Here is a 20,905-nt window from a genome sequence, read left to right as displayed (position 1 = left end):
GCATGACGGCAATGACCTCTGACACCCTGGCACCGATGCCAGCCCTGGCTGTCGATGACAGCCTCGCCAGGCGCTATCAGGCGCTTTTGGCAGGGGATGAGCACAATGGTCGGCAATGGCTGGCGGCCCGGTTGGCCGAGGCGAGCGTCATGGCCGATGACTTGCCTGATACGATCGGGCAACTCGATGATTGGAGTGCCCGGCATGCGGCGCAGGTAGCCCATGACCATGCGCACTACCTGGAACAACGCCGCCACGGGGCACCACGGCGCTACTTTGCCAACCGCTCGCAGGCCCTCTGGTTCCTGCAGCAAGTCGCGCCGACCAAGGCCGTGGATGGTGCCTGGCTGCACGCTACCCTGCGCCACTGGCACGACCCGCGTTACCACGGCCTGATTCGCACCTACCTCGAAGAACTGGGCGACGGCGACCCACGCTGCAATCACGTGCTGATCTACCAGCGCCTGCTGAGCCGACTGGGTTGCCTGGACACGCTTGCGCTGGATGACGAACGCTATCTGCAGGGCGCCTTGCAGCTTGCCCTGGGCCAGTACGGCGATAGCTTCCTGCCGGAGGTGATCGGTTACAACCTGGGCTATGAACAGCCGCCACTGCACTTGCTGATCACCACCCATGAACTGGCAGAGCTAGGCATCGACGGCCATTACTTTCAGTTGCACGTGACCATCGACAATGCCGCCAGCGGCCATGCGCAGAAATCCATCCGCGCCGCACAACAGCTATGCCCGCAGCAGGCGCCAGAGGTGTTCTATCGCCGGGTGCGCCACGGCTATCGGCTCAATGATCTGGGCATCCCGGCGCCTGACCTGATCAGCCGCTTCGACCTTGAGGCCCAATTGCTGTCAGCCCTTGAGCGCAAACGCGCTTTCGGCCAGTTCATGCACGCCGACCGTTGCCGTCTTCAGCAGCGCACGGTCAATCAGTGGCTGGCCGAACCGGCGGCATTGCCGGCGTTCTTGCAGGCACTGCAGGCCCAAGGCTGGATCAGGTGCGGGCAGAACCCTGCCGAAAGCCGCTGGTGGTCGCTCATCGAAGGGCCGAGTGCACCCATGTTCGGTGTGTTCAATGCCTATGAAAAGCAGCTGTGGCACGACTGGATTGCCGCTGACTGGCAGGCACCTGTAAAACGCGTCCTGCCCGGCAGCTGGTTGCCAGCCTTGCAAGGCCCACCAGAGAGCGAGGGGCTGGATGAAAGCATCGATAGCCTGATCGCCCGGATGGCCGGCAATCGTCATGCCCAGCCTCAAGGGCTGCGCGCCACCCGTGCCTACCTGCGCGCCACCGGCCTGGCTCAGGAGGGCCCGCACTGATGATGCTCAACCCACAACAGGAACAGGCCGACGTGGCCTTGCTGCAGCTTGGCCGCCGCCTGCGCGCCGATGGCTACCGCTTCACTTGCGTGACACCGGCTACCCAGGCACGCAACAACGCCCGGCCTGGCGCCGAGCAGGCCAGCAACCTGCGCGATGTGTTCGGCTGGAGCCGGCCATTTTCGCCTTCGCTGATCTCGCTGGATGAACTGGAGCAGCTGCGCCACGCACAGGTGCTGAGCGAGGAGGGCGACCGGCTGCGCAGCCGCGTGCGCTGGTCGAGCCTGGACGACCTGTTGCTGGTGCATTCGGCCTATCCCACCCAGGCTAGCGATGCGGTGTTCTTCGGCCCCGACAGTTACCGCTTCGCCCAGGTCATTCACGATCACCTGCAGCGCAGCCCGACCCGCGTTCAGCACGCGGTCGATATCGGCTGTGGCAGCGGCGTCGGCGCCTTGGTGATCGCCCGCGCGGCGCCACATGCGCAAGTCAGCGCCGTGGACATCAACCCACTGGCCCTGCGCTACACGGCCATCAATGCGGCGCTGGCCGGAGTCAGCAATGTGTCGGTCGAACCGAGCGACCTGCTTGAAGGCATCAGCGGCACATTCGACCTGATCGTCGCCAACCCGCCCTATATGCTCGATGCCGGTGAGCGCACCTATCGCCACGGCGGTGGTGCGCTGGGCGCCGAACTGTCGCTGCGCATCGTTGAACAGGCCCGCGAGCGCTTGAGCCCAGGAGGCTCATTGCTGCTGTACACCGGGGTGGCCATCGTCGAAGGCCAGGATGCCTTGCTCGAAGCCATTCGCCTGCGCCTGGCCGGCCCGGAGTGGGCTTGGGTCTACCGCGAGATCGACCCGGATGTGTTCGGCGAGCAGTTGCTGGAGCCAGGCTATGAACGGGTCGAGCGCATCGCCGCGGTATCGCTGACCGTCAAGCGTAGCGCCTGACGCCGTATGTACAGGCCTTGTACGTTTGGCATCGAAGAGGAGTATCTGCTGACGGATCTGGCCAGTGGCCGGGTGCTGATCACCCCGTCGCCAGCCGTGGTCCGCCGTTGCCGCGACGTGGTGGGCGAGTACTTTGCCGAAGAGATGTTCTGCAGCCAGATCGAAATCGCCTCGCCGGTTTTCACCAACCTGTACCAGGCCCGCCAGTTCTTTCTCGACTACCGTCAGCGCCTCAGCGCAAGCCTGGCCGAGGAGGGCGTCGGACTGTACTGCGCCGCCAGCCACCCCAATGCGCCCTGGTTGCGCCAGAAGGCCAGGCCGTCGCGGCACTATCGCCAGGTTTTCGACGATTACCAGCACGTAGCCCGGCGCAGCCTGCTCAATGGTCTGCACATTCATGCAGGTGTGCCGCCGGGCTGCGACCGCATGCAGTTGATCAACCGTCTGCTCTACTGGTTGCCGTTGCTGCTGGTGCTGAGTACCTCATCGCCCATGTGGGCCGGGCAGGCGACCGGCTACATGAGCTACCGGCGGGTAATCTGCGGCGAGTGGCCACACATGGGGTTGCCGGAGGCATTGCCCGACTGGGCTGCCTATGAACGCTACCGGGCGTTGCTGCAACGTACGGGTTCATTGGCAACGGAGGGGGATTTCTGGTGGGCGATCAGGCCGTCGCGGCGTTTCCCCACGGTGGAACTGCGCATCTGTGATGCCTGCCCGGTGCTCGAGGATGCGCTGTGCCTGGCCGGCCTGTTCCGCCACTTGGTGGAGCACAACCTGCAGCCCCATTACGACCCTGGCCCGCTGAACCGGGAACTGCGCTGGGTTACCCAGGAAAACTACTGGCGCGCCATGCGCCATGGCCGCTTCGCCGAATTCATCGGCCTGCATGACCAGCAGCCGGTCACGGCACTGGGCTGGCTCAGCCAGCTACAAGCGCGCTGGCCGACCGACACGGTGGATGCTGAGCGTTCGTACCGGCACGCGCAACACATACTGCAACAGGGGACCAGTGCCGATCACCAACTGGCGGTGCTGGAGCAGGCACTGGCCAATGGCGCCACTACCGCTCAAGCGCTGCACGCGGTGACCGCTCAGGTGCTGGCGCAAACCCGCGATGGTGCGGCAACGCCGGTCACGGCGGCGGGGCTTGCAATCAGGTAACGAATGCCGAAAATGGCAGCGCCACCGCAAGCCATTCGGACCACCTGCGCCATGATGCTGACCAAGCAATTCCCCGATATCTCCCTCGCCGATACGCTGTTCGTCTTCGCCCTGGAGGCAGAAGCGGGTGATGTGTTCGCCCATGTGAACACCGTGTTCACTGGCATTGGCAAGGTCAACGCCGCCATCGCCCTGACCAAGGCCATCCAGCAGCGGCGCCCCAAGTTGATCGTCAACCTCGGTTCGGCCGGCAGCCAGCGCCATGGCAAGGGCGAGGTGGTGTGCTGTACACGTTTCGTGCAGCGCGACATGGACGTCACCCCGCTGGGCTTCGCCCGTTACCAGACGCCACTGTCGGACATCCCGGTGCTGCTGGAGCATGGCCAGGCAATCCCCGGCCTGCCAGTGGAAACCTGTGGCAGTGGCGACAGCTTCGAGATCAACCATGGCGACGCGCCTTATGACGTGGTCGACATGGAAGCCTACGTGTTCGCGCTGATCGCCCGCGATGAAGGCATACCGTTCGTGTGCCTGAAGTACATCTCGGATGACGCCGGCAGCGACGCGGCCGATGACTGGGCGGTGCAGGTGCATCTGGCGGCCGAGGCCTTCAAGCGGGTGTTGTTCGCCGACGTGGGCTGACCATCCGTCGGGCCGGCGCCTTCCCGAGCAAACCTTCTCATGCACGGCTATCTCGAAATCCTAGAGGCCCGCTCTTCGGGCTAGGGAGGTGCCAGCCATGGCCAGGGCTATCTGGAAAGGCGCGATCAGTTTCGGTCTGGTCCATATCCCGGTGTCGCTGAACACCGCCGTGCGCACCGAGCGGGTCGACTTCGACTGGCTCGACAAGCGCAGCATGGAGCCGGTGGGCTACAAGCGGATCAACAAGGTCACCGGCAAGGACATCGACAAGGACAACATCGTCAAGGGTGTGGAGTACGAGAAGGGCCGTTACGTGGTGATCAGCGAAGAGGAGATCCGCAAGGCCCGCCCCGAAGCTACCCAGACCATCGATATCTTCTCGTTCGTCGAAGCCTCGGACATTCCCCTGCAGCATTTCGACACGCCGTACTACCTGAGCCCCGACAAGCGCGGCGGCAAGGTCTACGCGTTGCTGCGCGAAACCCTGGCCAGCACCGGCAAGGTGGCGCTGGCCACGGTGGTGCTGCATACCCGTCAGCACCTGGCACTGTTGCGCCCGCTGGAGGATGCGCTGGTGATGATCACCCTGCGCTGGCCGGAGGAAGTGCGCGGGCTGGACAGCCTGGAGCTGGACAAGAGCGTTACCGAGAGCAAGCCCGACAAGCGCGAGCTGGACATGGCCAAGCGGCTGGTCGAGGACATGAGTGGGCCGTGGGCGCCGGATGAGTACCACGATGCCTTCCGCCAGACCATCATGGACCTGGTGGAAGAAAAGGCCAGCAAGGGCAAGATCGCCGTGGTGGAAAAAGACGAGGCTGGGGCTGCCGAGAAGGGGGCCGATATCATCGACCTTACCGAGCTGCTCAAGCGCAGCCTGGGTGGCAAGGCATCCAGGAAAGCCACCCCCGAGAAGAAAGCGACCAAGCGACCCCGCAAGGCTTCTTGAGTCCGTAGCGGCCTCATCGCGGGCAAGTCGGGGCGCCGAACCGCCGCCCCCACAGGTGTGGCCTATCGAAGTTTTCGCGAAACATGTGGGGCTTGTGCTGCTTGTGCCGGCCTCTTCGCGGGTGAACCCGCTCCCACAGGTTCAATGCTATCTCAAGGCATGCGCAATGCCTGTGGGAGCGGGCTTGCCCGCGAAGGCGTCGGAACAGGCCGCTACAGGCTCGCCAGATAATCCCCGAATCCTTCCCGGGCCCGGCTGTCGATGCGGCTACTGGTCGCCACGCTGTGCCTGGCCGTCCACACAATCTGCGCGCCATCAGCCTCAAGATCGCGCACCAGCTGCACATCCTCATGCGCCGCCAGCGGCTGAAACCCGCCGACTCGCTCGTAGGCCCGGGCACATATGCCCAGATTGGCCCCATGCACATGCCGATGGCCTTCCCGCGCCTCGTAGCGGCTGAGGTACAGCTTGCGCAGTGCCGCCCGCTGCCAAGGCTGCCAGTGATCGATATGCACCGTGCCGCACACCACATCAGCCGTGCAGGCCAGTTGCGACAGCAGCCAGTGCGCTGGCACCTGGCTGTCCGCGTCGGTGCAGGCCAGCCAGCTGGCGCCACGCTCCAGCATCCATTCGGCCCCCAGGCGGCGCGCCATGCCGACGCTGCCGGCCGCCACCGCAAGCACATCGACATCGTAGCGCGCGGCCACCCTGGCGCTGCCATCGACACAGCGATCGAGCACCACCAGCACGTTGACGGCGTGGCCTGCCTGCCTTGCCACGGCCACTGCTGCTGCCATGGCTTTCAGGCAGCGCCCGAGGCGGCGTGCTTCATTATGCGCAGGAATCACCACGCCGATCATGGGCAGGTCTCGTCCAGGTCGACCACGCTGGGCTGGCACGACCAGTACTCAAGCAGGAAGTCGGCCTCCTCGTGCCGATAGACGAGGAAAAGTGGCAAATGCTTGGCCAGTAACTGGTGTACTTCGCGGCCATCCTGCGGGCAGCCGGCGATCGGGTGCTTCCAGTGGCAGGCCAGCAAGCCGCCGTCATAGGTCAGGCTGGCCAGCGATTGTTCGATGACCTGCAGCCAATCGGTGGGGTCGAGGTAATAGCCGATTTCGCTGAGCACGATCAGGTCGAAGCGCCCACCCGGCCAGTCGCCCGGCAACCGGGCAAGCTCGACCGAAGCGTTGGGCACGTCCTCCAGGCGCTCACGGGCCAGCCCCACGGCCGTGGGGTCGAGGTCCTGGCACAACAGCTCGGCGCAGCGCCCGGCCAGCAGGGCGCTGAGTTCGCCATTGGCGCAGGCGGGCTCGAACACCCGTTGATAACACTGGCGCGGCAAACTGGCCATGACCAGCTCGCGTTTGCGCTTTTCATACCAGCGCGTTCGGAAGGCCCAGGGGTCTTCATTGGTGGCATACAGGTCGGCGAAATACTGCGCATCGAGGCTCATGACAACTCCGTTTACAGGAACACCAGTTCAAAAGGTTGCAGCAGGCAATCCAACAAGCGCGGCGGCAGCACGGGCGAACGCGGACCATCCGCTTCCAGTTGGCTGGCGTGGGCGGCCAGGGCCTTGCGCTTGCACGCCAAGGTGGCCTCGTTGAGCTCGATGCGATGGGCACGTGGCCAGGGCAGGCGCGGGTCATCCGGTTGCGCCCAATGCCAGGCCCACACCGGCACTTCCACCAACTGTGCCTTGCGCGCCAGCGCCGCCTGCGCAGCCGCTCTTCCGACGGCCTCATGGTCAGCGTGGCCATCCCCACGCCAGGTGGCCATCAGCAGGTCATCCGGGCGCAGTACCTGGGATAGGTGATTGACCAGGAAGGCTTCCTCACGGGGCAAGGCGCCGTCCTTGAGGTTCAACCTGCGCCAGTCCAGACGGTTGAGGTCCAGCTCAAGCTGCTGCAGGGCCTGGCGGCTTTCCAGCGGGCGCTGGCGCCGCAGGCGGTGCTCGCTCCACTGTTCGGAACCGGGGTGGCTACCCTCGCCATCGGTCGCCGAAATCAGCACCAGGTCGTCTTCGCGACCGCGAAAATGCCTCAGCAAGCCGCCGGCCATGAGGATCTCGTCGTCCGGGTGCGGCGCAATCAGTACCAGACGGCGCCCAGGCGGGCACAGCTGCTGCGGGCTTATCCAGGTGGCGCGCGCCAGGTGCGCCGCGTGCTGCCACTCGGCCCACGGGGTGCCGCTGCTGGATTGAATCAGGTTTTCGCTCATAGCTTCCAGGCTCCTGCCGGCACCTGCGTCAATTGCGCGCCCAGTGCTGCCAGGTCGCGTTCGGCATGGCTCTGGCGCAAGTAGACCGGGAGGTCCGCGCTGAGCCTGGCGAAGTGGCTGTTGCGGCAGAACGGCGTAGCGCCCAGCGCCCGGCCCACATGGTGGATCACCTGGTCGACCGCCTGTTCGACCTGGGCGCGGGTGCGGCGCACCTCGAAGCTGGCGTCGGCGTCGGGTTGCCGGTCGATCCACGCGGCGCATTCGCGCAGGGCCGCGCGGGCGCCGTACAGGGCGGCGTCCACCGCTCCAAGGTGGGCATCGGCATGGGCGTCGGGGCGGGGTTTGCGACAGTGCGCCCGCAAATAATCGGCCAAGGCTTCCGCGGCGCCGTACCAACAGGCGGCAATGCCTGCGCCACCGTGCCAGAAGCCAGGGCGCGACAGGTATTGCCCAGGCCTGCCGATGGCGATGCCGGGGGTGTTGTCGAATGTCACTTCGATGCTCGCGGTGGTCGCCATGCCCACGGCCTGCCAGCGGTCGATGCTCAAGCCCTGGCTTGGCTGCGCCAGCTCGATCGCCACCAGTTGCGTCTGGTCGCCATCGGCCCAGGCAGTAATCAGGGCCCGGTCGATCTGCAATGCACCCGAGCACCAGGCCTTGCGCCCGCTCAGTCGTACCTGGTCGCCCTCACGCGCAACGATGCGCGTTCGGGCATCGGGCGGCTCCGCTGCCCAGACGCCCCAGGTGCCTTCACCCACCCGGTGCGCCGCGCCACACTCGGCCAGGATCGCCAGCGCGTCGGTATGGCCTTCGTAGAGCTTGGCCAGCGCCAGGTCACAGCCGGCCACCCGTGCCAGGGTCTGCCAGCGGCGCAAGGTGTTGCCTTGCCCTGGCAGTGGCAGCAGGTCCAGATGGTCGGCCTTCAGTGCCTGGATCAGCTGCGGCAGCTGGGTGTCGAGGTTCAGGGGTTGCGGCCGCTCACCAAAGGCGCGCAACAGCCGGTCGAGGTTGTTGAGGTCGAAATCCTGGATGATGCTCATGCCATTCCCATCTGCTTGCGCATGCGCGCGGTGATCGATTGGCGGACCTTGGCCATGTCGGCCCAGGGGTCGTCGACCTCGGCAAGGCGTTCCCGCAGGTTGCCGATATGCCACTGGTTGGCGCCCTTGAGCTGGGGCAGCTCCTCGCGCCAGATCGGTACCGACACCGGCAAGCCCTCACGGGCGCGCAGGGAGTAGGCGCACACGGTAGTGGCGCCTTTGCCGTTGCGCAGGTAGTCGATGAAGATCTTGCCGACCCGGTTCTTTGGCCCGGACACCGCGCTGAGGCGATCGGGGAACAGCCTGGCCAGGTAGTCGACGATGGCGTGGCTGAAGTCCTTGACTTCATCCCAGCCGGCCCGCCGGGTCAGGGGGACGACCAAATGCATACCCTTGCCGCCGCTGGTCTTGAGGAACACCTTGAGGCCCAGCTCGTCGAGCAGGGTAAGCGCCAGTTGGGTGGCCTCGAGCATGGCTTTCCACGGCAGCGCCGGGTCCGGGTCGAGGTCGAGCACAAAGCGGTCAGGCTTGTCGAAGTCCTTGTCGGTCGCGTTCCAGGAGTGCAGCTCGAGCATGTTCATCTGCACGGCGCCCAGCAATGTATCGGGGCGGTTGATGACCATCGCTGCCTGGCCGGCTTCGGCTTTGTCGTAGGTGAGCACATGAGGGATGTGCAACTGCCCGGCGTTCTTCTGGAAAAACAGCTCGCCAGCCAGGCCGTCCGGCGCCCGCACCAAGGCCACGGGGCGGTCCTTGAGCTGCGGCAGCAGCCATTGGCTGACTGCGGCGTAGTACTCGGCGACTTGCCGCTTGGTGGCGCCGATACTGGCATCGATCACCCGCTCGGGGTGGGTCAGACGCAGTTCGCCGAGGTCGTCCGGTTGTTCAACTTGCTTGCGCTTGGGCACAGTCTTGCCGGGCATGGCGCGCTCCAAGTCGATGGCGGTGGCGGGTTTGTCATCGCGCAGCCCATGGAATACCGAATGGCGCACCACGCCGTCGCGGGTCATCTGGGCATAGGCGACTTCGGCCAGCAATTGTGGCTTGAGCCAGTGCACGCCACGGGCCTCGGCGCCGGTCGGCGGCCGGGGCAGTGCGGGCTTGGCGATTTCCAGGGGTTTGAGCCGGGCATGGATGCTGTCCAGTGTGGTGGCGCTGAAGCCGGTGCCGACCTTGCCGGCGTAACGCAACTCACCGCTGTCGTTGTCGTGCAAGGCCAGCAGCAGGGCGCCGAAGCCGTTGCGGCTGCCTTTGGGGTCGGTAAAACCGACGATCACGAACTCCTGGCGTTGCTTGCACTTGAGCTTCACCCAATCGGTGCTGCGCCGGCCGACATAGGGGCTGTCGGCGCGCTTGCCGATCAGGCCTTCCAGCTCCAGGCGACAGGCGCTGTCCAACAGCGAGTCGACCGGTTGGTCAAAGTCTTCGGAGAACTTGAGCTTCTGCGACTCACCCTGCTCAAGCAGCTGGCGCAAGGCAGCTCGGCGCTCTTGCAGCGGCAGTTGGCGCAGATCGCGCCCGCCCAAGTACAGCAGGTCGAAGAGGTAGTAGCTGATCTGCTCGTCGTGATCGGCGTCGAAGGCGTTCTGCAGGGCCTGGAAATCGGCCTTGCCACTTTCGTCGTTGACCACCATCTCGCCATCCAGCCACGCCGAATCGACACCCAGCCCCCGCAATGCCGCCACCTGGCCGGGCATTTTGGCGCTCCAGTCGTGGCCATTGCGGGTGAACAGGCGAATATCGTCGCCTTCGATACGTGCGAGGATGCGGTAGCCATCGAACTTCACTTCGTAACGCCAGTCACCGCTGGGAGGCGAGTCCACCAGTGTGGCCAGCTGCGGCTGCAGGTGTTCAGGCAGCGCGGCTTTCACCGCGCGGTTACGGGCCGCCGGGCGTTTCGCTTCAGGCGCCCGTCGAGGCAGCAATGTGCGGTCGCTGAGCACGCTGTCCGGCTGGGCCTCGACGATGCTGTACTCGGCTTCACTGCGAGCCTCGCCATCGTGGGACTTGACCAGCATCCATTGCTCTTTCTTGCCGGCCAGGTGGGTGCGGAACAGGTTCCACACGCCATTGAGTTTTTCGCCCTGCAGACGAAAGCGCAATTTGCCCTTGGCATAGGCCTGGCGGGCATCACCTTCCGGCTCCCAGATACCCCGGTCCCAGACGATCACATCACCGGCACCGTAGTGCCCCTCGGGGATATTCCCCTCGAAGTCGGCATAGTCCAGAGGGTGGTCTTCGACATGAACCGCCAGGCGCCGCACTTTGGGGTCGAGCGAGGGGCCTTTGGGGATCGCCCAGCTTTTCAGTGTGCCGTCCAGTTCCAGGCGGAAATCGTAGTGCAGGTGACTGGCATCATGTTTCTGGACGCAGAACTGCAACGCGTGGGCGTGCCTGCCCCGAGTGCGCTGGCCACTGGGTTCGGGCGTGGCGTTGAAATCGCGCTTGCGCTCATATTCGGCAAGGGGCTTGGCCATGGCAGGCTCCCGGGTAATTCGGTGTCTGTAGTTTGGGAGGCGGCCGAGTGCATGCGAGTTCAAAAAAACTCTGAATCATCCGCAGCTTGCCGGAGTCGACCGTGTGTACCGATCTGATGGAGAGCCGCAATGAGCCGCAAAGATGAGCCCAAACCCTACACGCCGACTGAGATCGACGACACCGAAGACCGCATGGGCAGCGTCCATGAACTGGACTTCAGCGACCGCCAAGACGACCGGGAAGGCCGGGTCGGCGATGAAAGGCCAGCTGCTGAAGTGGCCCAGGAGTTCCCGGCACGCCGCGTTGCCGAAAGCGGCATGACCGGCGGCGAAGCCCTGAGCGACAGCCTGCATGAAGACAACGTGACCTACGATGACCTCAGCCCCGACACCCTGCTGGACGAATCCGGTGCCCGCGCCCCCCATGAACCCGGTGGCAGCGGCGGGCCGGCGGACCAGACCCTGCGCCGGGTGGATGCCGACGAGATTGGTGGCGGCTTCGGTCTGGACGAGGCGGAGTTGGCGCGTTCCGCACCGCTGGACGGCAAACCGTGGACCGATGACGTGATCGAGGACGACTAGGCGTAACACCCTGCGTGACCAACTGCCTTGCTCAATTTTTAAAGTTGGCGCGATCCCTGTGGGGGCAACTGGCTTGCAGAACTTCTAAACGCTTGCGCGATCGCTGTGGGAGCGGGCGTGCCCGCGAACACGGGCGAAGCCCGTGCCATCCACCGCAGTGCCTTCTTCGCGGGCAAGCCCGCTCCCACAAGGATTGCGCCACATTCTGGAAATTGAGCAAGCCAGTGCTCCGACAAGGGTTGTATCAGCACTCAGACGATGCTCAAGGCAAACACCCGCGTCCGCTTCGCAGGCCTATACCGGTCTGTGGCGCTGGCGCATGGCCTTGGCGCGCTTTTCCAGGATCAGGTAAGTGACGACGGCAACCATCAGCGGCACCAGGTAGTACAACGTCCGGTAACCCAGCAGCGCGGCTACCAGCGAGCCTTGGCCGAGCTGCCCATGGAGCAGGGCGAGAAACACCGTTTCGAGCACGCCGAGGCCGGCGGGTATATGCGCGACCACCCCCGCCACACAGCTGATCAGCAGGATGCCGAGAATCGACGGGTAGAACACCTCGCCTGGCAGCAGCCAGAAGATCAGCAAGGCCATCGTCGCCCAGTTGCTGGCACCTAACGCCACCTGGCACAGCGCCAGACGCAGCGAGGGCAGGGTGACTTCATGCTCACGCCAGCGCCAGGTGCGTTTTTTCGCCAGGCCGCACGCCAGCAGATAACCCACGGCGATGGCCAGCAACAGCACGCCGATCAGTCGCAGGCCGGTGGCCCCCACCTTCCAGTTCGCCGGCAGCTCCACCAGGCCCAGAGCGAACACGCTACCGGCCAGCAGCATGTAGCCCATCCAGTTGGTCAGCAGGCCCAGGGTGAGAATGCGGGTGACGGTCGGCGTATCCAGGCCCAGGCGGCCGTACAGGCGGTAGCGCAAGGCCACGCCGCCTACCCAGGTGGTGAAGTTGAGGTTGAAGGCATAGCACACGAATGCCACCGGCAGCACCTGCCGGGCGGGCAGACCGTGGCCGGTGTAGGCCCGGGCCAGCAGATCATAGCTGGCGAAGATCAGGTAGCTGAGCAATGCCAGCGCCAGGCCGATGGCCAGCGTGCCCGGTTTGTAGGCCAGCAGCGACTGACGCACTTCGTTCCAGTCCAGGTTGCGCGCCAGCAAGTACAGCAACACCGGTATCAGGATCAGGAACGCTACGGTGAACAGCCGCTTGCCCCAGACTTTCCATGGTTTTTGCACCATCAGCCATTACCCTCGTGCAGGTCGCCCTGGGCCGCGACCTCTGGCTGCACCGAACGCAGACGTTGACGGTGCGCGGGGAACCAGCCGGCGATTCGCGGGAAATGCCGGATGACGTGAAAGCAGACGAAGATCAACGGTGCCCGCCACCAGTAGCCGCGGATCATGCGCGCCAGGGTGACCGGTTTGCATTGCTCGCTGGCCAGGGTGTGCAGGTGCTCGTACAACTGCTGGTTGAATGCCGGGTCACGGATGAACAGGTTGGCTTCAAGGTTGAACGACAGGCTCAAAGGGTCCAGATTGCTCGATCCGACCGTGGCCCATTGCTCGTCAACCAACGCCACCTTGCCGTGCAACGGCCGCTGGCAATACTCACGAATACGCACACCGTCGCGCAGCAAATAGTTGTAGAGCAGGCGCGACAGCGCCCGGACCCAGCGCATGTCCGGCTGGCCCTGGAGGATCAGCGTGACCTCGACGCCGCGCCGTGCTGCGTTGCGCAGTTCGCGCAGCAGCCGGTAACCCGGGAAGAAGTAGGCATTGGCCACCACCACGCGCCGCCGCGCTGCGCGCAGGGCCTGCAGGTAGTGGGTTTCGATGTCGGTGCTGCGCAGCCGGTTGTCACGCTCGATCAGTACCGCTGTACTCTGGCCTGTAGGCTGCGTCACGGGGCGTACCTCGCTGGGCGGCTCCAGCACCGGGGCCATCAGCCTGCGGCTGGCGGCATGCACCTGCGCAACCACTGGCCCTGTCACCTCGACGGCGTAGTCCTGCTTGGCCATGGGGCCGAAATCACCCAGGTGGTCGGCGCTGTAGTTGATCCCGCCGATAAAGGCCCGTGTGCCATCGATCACCACGATCTTGCGGTGCAGGCGCCGGAACAGGTTGGTGCGCATGCCGGCCAGCCTGGGTTGCGGGTCGAAGGCATGGAAGCTGACCCCAGCATCGGTCAGCGCGGCCACGAAGCTGTCTGGCAGGTCGGCAGTGCCATAGCCATCCACCGCAACCTCCACACGTACCCCACGCCTGGCGGCACCGATCAGTACCTTCTGCAATTGCTGGCCGACCTTATCGTCAAAGATGATGAAGGTTTCCAGCAGGATCTCCTCCTGCGCCTGGGCCATGGCCTCGAAGACGCGGGGATAGTACTGCTCGCCATTGATCAGCAGTTCGACATGGTTACCGTCAACCCAGGGTCTGTTCACAGGTGGATCTCCGCAGCCAGTGGGGCATGGTCGGACAGATGCGACCAGGGATACATGGACAGCACCTGAGCCTTGGCCGGCATGGCATTGCGCAGGTAGATACGGTCCAGGCGCAGCAGCGGCAGGCGGGCAGGAAAGCTGCGCGCCGGGCTGCCGAAGTGTTCGCCGAAGGCCTCGACCAAGCGCTCGGAGAGCACCGCATCGGCCTTCAGCCGCCAGTCATTGAAGTCGCCGGCGATGATCACCGGTGCCTGCGCCGGCAGGCTGTCGAGCCGCTTGAGCAGCAGCTGTATCTGGCTTTGCCGGTGCGCCTCGCGCAGCCCCAGGTGCACGCAGATGGCATGGACCTGCTCATGGCCCGGCACCTCCAGGCGGCAATGCAGCAGGCCGCGCTGTTCGTTGCCGTGGATCGACACGTCGAGGTTCTCGTGGTGAGCGATCGGGAATTTCGACAGCAGGGCGTTGCCGTGGTCGCCGTGGGGATAGACGGCGTTACGCCCATAGGCGAACTGCGGCCACATGCTGTCGGCGAGGAATTCGTACTGTGGCGTTTCTGGCCACGCCGGGTGGCGCTCGGCGTACTGCTGGTGGCTGCCGTGCACTTCCTGAAGGAACACCAGGTCGGCGTTGGTGGCGCGCACCGCTTCGCGCAACTCCGGCAGGATGAAGCGCCGGTTGAACAGGGTAAAGCCCTTGTGCACGTTGATCGTCAGCACGTTGAGGCGGTGCACCGTAGTGACCTTGTCGATGATGCAGCGCGGCGTGGGCAAGGTCTTGTTCACAGCGCCACCTCCGGAGTCACGCCCGGTTCGGTGAGCAGGTGATAATCGAGCTTGAGCTTTTCCAGCAGGCGACGCGCATCGTAGGGCGCATGCACTTTCTGATCGTTGTCGAAGTAGCAGTAGATATCGCGTGAGGCTCGCCTGGGCGGCGCTCCGGGCACGATCAGTCGGGCATCGTCGGCCTGGCCGCCCTCGGCCCAGGCTTGAATGCGCTGTTTCCAGCGGCGCAGGGCGCGCGCGGTGTAGCCACTGCTGTAGAGTTCGACGTCACCGTGCAGGCGCAGGTAGACGAAGTCGGCCGTCACATCCTCGACATACGGCCACTTGCCCGCGCTGTCCGCCACCACCAGTGCCACGCGGTGCTTGCGCAGCAACTTGACGAACGTTTCGCAAAGGAAGCTCTCGTGGCGGATTTCCACGGCATGGCGCAGCCGCACATTGCCCTTGATCGCGGTACCACCGTTATCCTTGAGGCGTTCAGCGCAGCCCTTGGCACAGGCACGTGCAGCCTTGCGGTCCTTGGGCAGCATCTGCAAGAAGCGGCTGAAGCGCGCTTCGTCGAACTTCATGTTCGGCGGAAACTGCCACAGGAACGGCCCCAGCTTGTCGCCCAACAGCAAGGGCCCAGAGGCAAAGAAGTTGGCAATGGGCTCTTCGATGTCCTTGAGCCGGCGCACATGGGTGATGTAGCGCGGGCCTTTGACGGCGAAGATGAAGTCGCCCGGCGCCTCGTCACGCCAGTGCTGGTAGCGTTCGGGCGTTTGCAGGCTGTAGAACGAGCCATTGATCTCGATGCTGTTCACCGCCCGCGAGGCAAACGCCAGTTCACTGTCCTGGCGCAGGCCCTTGGGATAGAAGTCCTTGCGCCAGGGGCCATAGCGCCAGCCGGAAATACCGATGCGGATATCGCTCACGCTGCTGTCCTCATAGCCTGCTCCATAGCACGTCACTGTGAAGTTGCGACCGGAGCAGAGCGGTAAGGGTTCAGCGCATGTGATCGAAGGCAGCGTTGCGGGGTCGAGTTGAACTTTGCCGCCGTCAGCGATTCCACCGGATAGCGGATAGGCAGCACAGGAGAGCGTTGGCATGAAATTCGATCGTTTCTGTCAGGGCCTGGCCAACTGGACCGGGCGGCCTTGGGCGTTCGGCGTGGCCTTCCTGTTGATTGTGGTGTGGGGTATCACCGGGCCGCTGTTCGACTTCAACGACACCTGGCAACTGGTGATCAACACCTCGACCACCATCATCACCTTCCTGATGGTGTTCCTGATCCAGAACACCCAGAACCGCGACAACGACGAACTGCATATCAAGGTCGACGAGTTGCTGCGCACCACCCGCCAGGCGCACAAGGCACTGCTCGACCTCGAGGACATGGACCCGGCCGAGCTGCACGCCTTGCGCAAGCAGTACCAGCAACTGGCCAAGCGCAGCGACGACGGGCAAACACCGAAGGAATGACCTGCCAAGACCGGAGGCAAGCATGGCCAGACATATCGTTCACTTTACCGGGCCGATCAATTCATCTACCTGCGGCAATCTGATCAACACCTGCTCGCGCGCCATGCAGCAAGGCGCTGACCTGCTGCAACTGAACATCGCCACCATGGGCGGGGAGTGCAGCTACGGCTTTACCCTGTACAACTTCCTGCGCAGCCTGCCGATCAGTGTGCATACCCATAACCTGGGGACCGTCGAGTCGATGGGCAACATCATCTTCCTGGCGGGCGAACACCGCACGGCGTGCAGCTACAGCAAGTTCCTGTTCCACCCGTTTCACTGGACGTTGCACGGTTCGGTGGACCATGCGCGCATGGCCGAATACGCCATGAGCCTGGATTACGACTTGCGTCTGTATGCACAGATCGTCGCCGAACGTACCGAAGGCAGCAGCGAAGTGCTGGATGTGCCGCGCTACCTCATGGCCTATCCGCGGATCCTCGGGCCCAAGGAGGCGCTGGACTGCGGGATGATCCATGCCATCGATGAAATGCCGATCGAGGCCGAGGTCAATCAGTGGAGCGTGCATGCCTGAATCAGGGCATGCTCAGCGCACCGAGGCGGCAAGGGTGCGGTCGCAAGCCAGCAGCGACTGGATCAACGCCTTGATCTCACCCTTGAGCGCCGACATCTGGTCCAGGTGCTGGAAGCGGCAGTCGGCAATCTCATGGTCGGCAGACGGCTTCGGGGCATGGGTGAACTCGGCCTCGAACACATAGTGCATGCGCTCGCCGGCCTCGAAGCGCATCAGGAAGGTCAGTGCATCAGCCTGCAGCCCGGTCTCTTCGCGCAATTCCCTCTCTGCCGCCTGCAGCGGTGTCTCTCCTGGCTCGATCTTGCCACCGGGCAAGGTCCACAGCGCCTTGGATTTGCGGACCCACAGCCACTTCTGAGACTGCTTGCCATGCCGGCAGATGATGGTGACGCGGTGTTTGACTGGCTTCATGCAGGCTCCTGCGGCGTTTCCCTGTTTCATAAGGGTTTGTCCGCAAGCATGCAAAGAACGTTCTGTTTAACCTGCAAGTTGACCTGCAAGCGGCTCAGCAGGGCACCGAACCGCTGAGGGCCTCGATGGCATCGACCAGCTCGTCATAGCCTACCGGCTTGTTCAGATGGCGATCGAAGCCAGACTGACGCGACTTGTGCTGGTCGGCGCTGGCACCGTAGCCGGTGAGGGCAATTGCCGGCGTGTGACGCAGGTGGGCGAGGCCGCGCAGGGCCCTGATCAGCGCGTGGCCGTCCATCACCGGCATGCCGATGTCCGAGATGATCACGTCATAGTGGCCGCTGGCTGCGGCCTGCAGCGCCTTCAGCGGGTCGCTGTAGGCCGAGACTTCGGCGCTTTCCATCTCCAACAACTGTTGCATGACCTCCAGTACATCGGTCGAGTCGTCGACCAGCAATACCGTCGTGCCTTGCAGCCGCCCCTCGCTGAAAGGTTCGGGGGCATCGGACTGCAGTTGCAGACCGGTGTCGCACAACGGCAGGCGCACGGTAAAGGTGCAGCCCTTGCCAAGCCCCGCCGAGCTGGCTTCGACACTGCCGCCATGGGCTTCGGCGAGCTGGCGTACCAGTGACAGGCCGATGCCGAGGCCTTCACGGCCATGGCTGGCGGACTGCGGCGCCTGGCTGAACAGGTCGAAGATATGCTCCAGGTTGTCGTGGCTCAGGCCCACACCCTGGTCTATTACCTGCAGACGTGCCTGGGTTTCGTCGTGGCTCAGCACCAGGCGAATGTCGCCGCCTGGCGGGCTGAACTTAAGCGCATTGTTCAACAGGTTCCAGACGATCTGCTCCAGGCGCGTCACGTCACCCTCGATCATCAGCGGCAAGTCATCGGCGGGTTGCTCAAGGCGCACCGGGCACGGGTGCTGCTCGTTGAGCACCACCGCGTGGATGCCCCGAACGATGGCTACGAGGTCCACCGGCTCGGTCTTGAGCTTGAGCTTGCCGGTGCGAATACGCGCCACGTCGAGCAAGTCATCGATGATCCGAGCCTGGCTGGACACGGCTTCGCAGATGGTGGCAACGGCCTTGCTGGCAGCGCCGATGTTCTTGATCGAGGGGAGCCGGCGGAGGATTTCGGCATTGAGCTGGATCAGGTTGAGCGGGTGCTTGAGTTCGTGGGACATCACCGCGAAGAACTCATCCTTCATGTGGCTGGTGCTCTGCGATTCGGCCAGTTGCTTGCTCAGGCGCTCTTCACCCAGGCGCACGCGCTCTTCTGCGGCGTGGTTCTTGCTGATGTCGATGAAGGTCAGCACGGTGCCGTCGATCTTCTGCTCGCTTGACCGATAGGGCAGCAGGCGCGCCAGGTACCAGTGATCGTCCTGGGCACCGATCTCGCGTTCGATGATGGTTTCACCCTTGGCCACGGCACGGGCGTCATCGGCCAGGGACGGGTAATCCAGGCGGTGGGTGATATCCAGCAACGAGCGGCCGGTATCCACCGGCAGCATGTTGAACAGATCGGTGGCGCGCGGGGTGAACCAGCGAATGTGCAGGTTGCGGTCGACGAACACCGTGGCGATGTCGGTCGAGGCGATCAGGTTGCTCAGGTAGTCGTTGACCTTGTCGGTTTCCTCGACCTTGGTCTTGAGCTCGTAGTTGACGGTGAGCAGTTCCTCGTTGATCGACTGCAGCTCTTCCTTGCTGGTTTCCAGCTCTTCGCTGGCCGAGCGCAGTTCTTCGTTGATGGCCTGCATTTCTTCGTTGGAGGCGGTCAGCGCTTCGCTGGAAATCTCCGACTGCTCGATGGTTTCCTGCAATTGCAGGCGGGTACGCTGTAATTCGCGCTCCAGGTTGTGCAGGACCATGCTGTCGGTCTGGCGGATGACCCCGGGCAGCGGCAGCGTCGGGTCGGGCGCTCGCGCCTCGAACACCACCAGCAGGCATTCGCCGGTGTTGTGCTCGTCCTTGAAGGGTTGCACGGTGATCTCCACCTGCTGCCGGTTTTCCCCATCGCCAAGGTCGACCGGCCGCGAGGTGACGGCCTCGGTGCCCTGACGGGCCTGGAACAGCGAGCTGCGCAAGGCCAGGCGCAAGCTCGGCAGTACCAGGTTGAGCAGGTTGCGGCTCGGCTCGCCTCCTGTCAGTTGCAGGTAAAGCCCGACGCCGTCGCTCATGTGCAGGATATTGCCGTCGCCATCGATGATCAGGCTTGGTGGCGTGCGCCGGGCCAGGGCCCGATGGTGCATTTCGGCATAGGACGGCTTGCGCCCGGGCTTGGCCTTGGCCTGCAGCACCTGGGCCAGAGTGGCCATGTTCGCACCGGGCAGCTGCCGGCCGGAGCTGCGGCCGGCCGGGCTGACGTCACGGGCGCGGAAGATACGGTTGCGCTTGTCCACCGGGACGAACAGTTCGCCGGCCACATCGGCCGATTCGGACGTGCCCAGAAACAGGTAGCCACCGCTGCGCAGGGCATAGTGGAACATCTGCAGGATGTCGTGCTGGATTTCGCGGTCCAGATAGATCAGCAGGTTGCGGCAGACGATCAGGTCGATCTGCGAGAACGGCGGGTCCGACAACAGGTTGTGGCGGGCGAACAGCACCTTCTCCCGGACCTCCTTGCGCACCCGGTAGTGCTGGTCTTCCTTGACGAAGAACTGGCGCAGCCGGGTAGGCGGCACGTCGGTGACGATCGCTTCGGGGTAGGAAGCCGCCCGGGCGATGCCGATGGCGCGTTCATCAAGGTCGGTGGCGAATACCTGGACCTTGCTTGCACGTTGCTCCAGGGCCAGCTGCTCAGTTACCAGCATGGCCAGGCTGTAGGATTCTTCGCCGGTTGAACAGCCGGCCGACCAGATGCGGATCTCGCGATTGTCTTCGCCTTCGCTGACCAGTTGCGGCAGCACATGGCGCTCCAGCGACTCGAACGCCTCGCGGTCGCGGAAGAAATTGGTCACGCCGATCAACATGTCGCCCAGCAAGGCGCGGGCTTCGCCAGTATGCTGTTCCAGGTAGCGCAGGTAACCGCCAAGATCAGTCTGGCCGGTCACGTGCAGGCGGCGCTCGATCCGCCGCAGGACGGTGGCGCGCTTGTAATGCTGGAAGTCATGGCCGGTGGCACTGCGCAGTTGCAGCAGGATCTCGTCGAGCAAGGGCTCTGCGGCCTGGGCATCGCCGGCGCGGGTGCCCAAGGCTGGGGGCAGGGTATCGTCTTCGATTTCCGGCAGTTGCACCTGGCGCGCAGTGCGCCACAGCTCCATCAGCTTCTGTGGCATTTCTGCAGCCGGCAGCACCACGTCGACCATGCCGGTTTCGATGGCCGCGCGCGGCATACTGTCGTACTGGGCGTCGTCCGGGGTCTGCGCCAGGGTTACTCCGCCTTGTTCCTTGATCCGCGACAGGCCTACCGCGCCGTCGGCACCGGTGCCTGACAACACCACGCAGAAGGCGTGGTCCTTGTGCACGTCGGCCAGGTCACGGAAGAACAGGTCGATCGCCACGTGGTCGCCGCGTCGGCGGTTGGCAGGGGTGACGCGCAGGTAGCCATCGTTGGTGGACAGGCGGTTGGCCGGGGATATCACGTAGACATGGTTGCGCTGGATCGGCACGGGCTCGGTGACCTGGCGCACAGGCATCGGCGTTGCTTCCTGGATAATCCGGTCGGCCACGCTCTGGTGGTCGGGCGACAGGTGCAACACCACCACGAAGGCCATGCCGCAATCGCCGGGCATCTGCTGGAACAAGGTGCGGATGGCTTCCAGCCCGCCAGCCGAGGCGCCGATGCCGACTACCGGGAAGTCCAGGTGGCTGGGGCTCAGCGCGGGGTTTTGCGGCGATGCGGGTTGCTCAGTCATGGAAAAGCCTTATGCAGAC

Annotated in this window: 19 protein-coding genes; 8 read left to right on the top strand and 11 right to left on the bottom strand. The window is 64.3% G+C overall.

All coding sequences use genetic code 11. The features are described from left to right. Nucleotides 1–2: 2 nt before the first annotated feature. The 5 genes from OCX61_RS13695 (at nucleotide 3) to ku (ending at nucleotide 5,036) form a co-directional block, all read left to right on the top strand. A complete protein-coding gene (locus OCX61_RS13695; RefSeq protein ID WP_409260357.1) occupies nucleotides 3–1,331 on the top strand; it encodes an iron-containing redox enzyme family protein in 1,329 nt (442 codons plus the stop codon). Continuing rightward, nucleotides 1,331–2,284: a methyltransferase gene (locus tag OCX61_RS13690; RefSeq protein WP_261939966.1), complete on the top strand. Its 954-nt coding sequence runs from the start codon at nucleotides 1,331–1,333 to the stop codon at nucleotides 2,282–2,284. Before OCX61_RS13695 ends, OCX61_RS13690 begins: the two co-directional genes overlap by 1 nt. A gap of 6 nt (nucleotides 2,285–2,290) precedes the next feature. Next, on the top strand, nucleotides 2,291–3,448 hold the full coding sequence (locus OCX61_RS13685) for a carboxylate-amine ligase (RefSeq protein ID WP_261939965.1): 1,158 nt from the start codon (nucleotides 2,291–2,293) through the stop codon (nucleotides 3,446–3,448). Nucleotides 3,449–3,499: 51 nt separating this feature from the next. Beyond that, the gene (locus OCX61_RS13680) at nucleotides 3,500–4,090 is read left to right on the top strand and encodes a phosphorylase family protein (RefSeq protein ID WP_261944313.1); all 591 of its coding nucleotides are present in this window, start codon (nucleotides 3,500–3,502) and stop codon (nucleotides 4,088–4,090) included. A gap of 97 nt (nucleotides 4,091–4,187) precedes the next feature. Next, nucleotides 4,188–5,036, top strand: a complete 849-nt coding sequence (gene ku / locus OCX61_RS13675; RefSeq protein WP_261939964.1) for a non-homologous end joining protein Ku — start codon at nucleotides 4,188–4,190, stop codon at nucleotides 5,034–5,036. 212 nt (nucleotides 5,037–5,248) lie between these two features. Here the strand turns inward: ku and OCX61_RS13670 are convergent, their stop codons facing one another. From OCX61_RS13670 to ligD, 5 genes are read right to left on the bottom strand one after another with little or no spacing between them, the layout of a single operon-like run. After that, on the bottom strand, nucleotides 5,249–5,896 hold the full coding sequence (locus OCX61_RS13670) for a glycosyltransferase family 2 protein (RefSeq protein WP_261939963.1): 648 nt from the start codon (nucleotides 5,894–5,896) through the stop codon (nucleotides 5,249–5,251). Further along, on the bottom strand, nucleotides 5,893–6,492 hold the full coding sequence (locus OCX61_RS13665; RefSeq protein ID WP_261939962.1) for a class I SAM-dependent methyltransferase: 600 nt from the start codon (nucleotides 6,490–6,492) through the stop codon (nucleotides 5,893–5,895). The genes OCX61_RS13670 and OCX61_RS13665 overlap by 4 nt, the downstream gene beginning before the upstream one ends. An 11-nt stretch (nucleotides 6,493–6,503) precedes the next feature. After that, nucleotides 6,504–7,259, bottom strand: a complete 756-nt coding sequence (locus OCX61_RS13660; protein WP_261939961.1) for a PIG-L deacetylase family protein — start codon at nucleotides 7,257–7,259, stop codon at nucleotides 6,504–6,506. Next, nucleotides 7,256–8,299 (bottom strand): acyl-CoA dehydrogenase family protein, encoded by a 1,044-nt coding sequence (locus OCX61_RS13655; RefSeq protein WP_261939960.1) that lies wholly within the window; start codon nucleotides 8,297–8,299, stop codon nucleotides 7,256–7,258. Before OCX61_RS13655 ends, OCX61_RS13660 begins: the two co-directional genes overlap by 4 nt. After that, nucleotides 8,296–10,776: a DNA ligase D gene (ligD, locus tag OCX61_RS13650; RefSeq protein WP_261939959.1), complete on the bottom strand. Its 2,481-nt coding sequence runs from the start codon at nucleotides 10,774–10,776 to the stop codon at nucleotides 8,296–8,298. Before ligD ends, OCX61_RS13655 begins: the two co-directional genes overlap by 4 nt. Nucleotides 10,777–10,905: 129 nt before the next feature. On the opposite strand from ligD, the gene OCX61_RS13645 reads away from it, so the two are divergent. Beyond that, a complete protein-coding gene (locus tag OCX61_RS13645; protein WP_261939958.1) occupies nucleotides 10,906–11,358 on the top strand; it encodes a phosphotransferase system, HPr-related protein in 453 nt (150 codons plus the stop codon). Nucleotides 11,359–11,652: 294 nt separating this feature from the next. Here OCX61_RS13645 and OCX61_RS13640 read toward each other — a convergent pair whose 3' ends face one another. Genes OCX61_RS13640 through OCX61_RS13625 form a run of 4 tightly spaced genes read right to left on the bottom strand, consistent with a single transcriptional unit; the run spans nucleotide 11,653 to nucleotide 15,498 of the window. Continuing rightward, complete coding sequence (locus tag OCX61_RS13640; protein WP_261939957.1) at nucleotides 11,653–12,600, bottom strand: lysylphosphatidylglycerol synthase domain-containing protein; 948 nt, start codon at nucleotides 12,598–12,600, stop codon at nucleotides 11,653–11,655. Further along, nucleotides 12,600–13,802 carry a cardiolipin synthase ClsB gene (gene clsB, locus OCX61_RS13635; protein WP_261939956.1) on the bottom strand — a complete coding sequence of 401 codons (1,203 nt, stop codon included), beginning with the start codon at nucleotides 13,800–13,802 and terminating at the stop codon, nucleotides 12,600–12,602. Before clsB ends, OCX61_RS13640 begins: the two co-directional genes overlap by 1 nt. Further along, nucleotides 13,799–14,584, bottom strand: coding sequence for an endonuclease/exonuclease/phosphatase family protein (locus OCX61_RS13630; RefSeq protein WP_261939955.1), 786 nt, complete (start codon nucleotides 14,582–14,584; stop codon nucleotides 13,799–13,801). The genes clsB and OCX61_RS13630 overlap by 4 nt, the downstream gene beginning before the upstream one ends. After that, nucleotides 14,581–15,498 (bottom strand): DUF72 domain-containing protein, encoded by a 918-nt coding sequence (locus OCX61_RS13625; protein WP_261939954.1) that lies wholly within the window; start codon nucleotides 15,496–15,498, stop codon nucleotides 14,581–14,583. Before OCX61_RS13625 ends, OCX61_RS13630 begins: the two co-directional genes overlap by 4 nt. 172 nt (nucleotides 15,499–15,670) lie before the next feature. Between OCX61_RS13625 and OCX61_RS13620 the strand changes: the two genes are divergently transcribed. Both OCX61_RS13620 and OCX61_RS13615 read left to right on the top strand, forming a co-directional pair. Continuing rightward, nucleotides 15,671–16,045, top strand: a complete 375-nt coding sequence (locus tag OCX61_RS13620) for a low affinity iron permease family protein (RefSeq protein WP_261939953.1) — start codon at nucleotides 15,671–15,673, stop codon at nucleotides 16,043–16,045. 22 nt (nucleotides 16,046–16,067) lie between these two features. Continuing rightward, nucleotides 16,068–16,619 (top strand): ATP-dependent Clp protease proteolytic subunit, encoded by a 552-nt coding sequence (locus OCX61_RS13615; RefSeq protein ID WP_261939952.1) that lies wholly within the window; start codon nucleotides 16,068–16,070, stop codon nucleotides 16,617–16,619. Nucleotides 16,620–16,631: 12 nt separating this feature from the next. On the opposite strand, the gene OCX61_RS13610 is transcribed toward OCX61_RS13615, so the two are convergent. After that, nucleotides 16,632–17,030, bottom strand: coding sequence for an NUDIX hydrolase (locus OCX61_RS13610; RefSeq protein ID WP_261939951.1), 399 nt, complete (start codon nucleotides 17,028–17,030; stop codon nucleotides 16,632–16,634). 94 nt (nucleotides 17,031–17,124) lie between these two features. Then, nucleotides 17,125–20,886 (bottom strand): CheR family methyltransferase, encoded by a 3,762-nt coding sequence (locus OCX61_RS13605; RefSeq protein WP_261939950.1) that lies wholly within the window; start codon nucleotides 20,884–20,886, stop codon nucleotides 17,125–17,127. Between the last annotated feature and the right edge of the window lie 19 nt (nucleotides 20,887–20,905).

It is taken from the genome of Pseudomonas sp. LRP2-20 (genome assembly GCF_024349685.1).
Classification (GTDB): Bacteria; Pseudomonadota; Gammaproteobacteria; order Pseudomonadales; family Pseudomonadaceae; genus Aquipseudomonas.
This window is presented reverse-complemented; position numbering and strand designations above follow the sequence as displayed.